Genomic DNA, 1,049 nt, shown 5'->3' on the forward strand with positions numbered 1-1,049 from the left:
CCGGTGATGGTGATGTCGCCGTGGTGGTGTGCTCGGTGGTGAAAGGGGCACAGCAGCACTAGGTTGTGCAGTTCGGTGGGGCCGCCGTCTTCCCAGTGTTGGATGTGATGAGCGTGCAGTCCGCGGGTGGCGCTGCAGCCGGGGACTGCGCAGGTGGTGTCGCGGTGTTCGAGGGCGCGGCGAAGTCGCCGGTTGATGGTGCGGGTGGTGCGGCCGGCGCCGAGGGGTTGGCCGTCGCGTTCGAACCATGCTTCGCAGGTGGCGTCGCAGGTCAGGTAGTGGCGGTCGCTGTCCGAGAGCAGCGGACCCAGGTGCAGTTGCCCGGTGCGCTTGTCGACGTCGAGGTGAACCACCACGGTGGTGCGCTGCCCGTGCGGGCGGCGGGCCACGTCGGCGTCCCAGCCGGCCTCGATCAGGCTCAGGAACGCATCGGTGGTGTTGGGTAGTGGTGGCGCGTTGTCTGCACCACCGTTGTCGTGGTCGCGTTTCCAGTCGGCGACCAGCGCATCGTGGTGCGATTGCAGTGCGGCGTCGACGGTGGCTGCCTCGCGGTGCGGAAGGGTGATCTTCCAGGTGGTGGTGTCCTCACCGGAGGTCTTGGTCACCGACCGTCGTGGTTCCGGGCGGGACGCGCCGTCAGGCTTGGGTTCGAGTTTGATGGCGGTGCGCAGTTGGCTCACCGTCGCAACCGTGGCCAGTTGTGCGTAGTGCTCGTCGGAGCCGTCGGCGGCGCGGGCGGCGATGACGCCGACCTGATCCAGCGACAACCGGCCTTCCCGCATGCCTTGGGTGCAGCGGGGGAACTCGGCAAATCGGTGCGCGACAGCCGAAATGGTGGTGGCGGTCGACGATGAGGTGCCCAGCTTCCAGGCCACCACGGCGGCGACGGAGCGCGCCCCGGTCATACCGCAGAGGTCGTCGCGATCCAATTCGGCGACCAGCTCCACGATGCGCCCGTCGATCGCATTCCGTTGGCCGGCAAGCTCAGCCAACTCCTCGAACACCACCTCGAGGCGCTCCTTCGGGCTGAGCGCGACGGTCGAGGACAT

General features: G+C 68.2%; 1 protein-coding gene. It reads right to left on the bottom strand.

The genetic code is table 11. From position 1 onward, the window contains the following. Positions 1-1,049 (bottom strand): HNH endonuclease signature motif containing protein (locus tag CRM90_RS30025; protein ID WP_102810459.1); only part of this gene is annotated, 1,049 nt, incomplete at its 3' end.

The organism is Mycobacterium sp. ENV421 (assembly GCF_002887815.1).
GTDB lineage: Bacteria > Actinomycetota > Actinomycetes > Mycobacteriales > Mycobacteriaceae > Mycobacterium.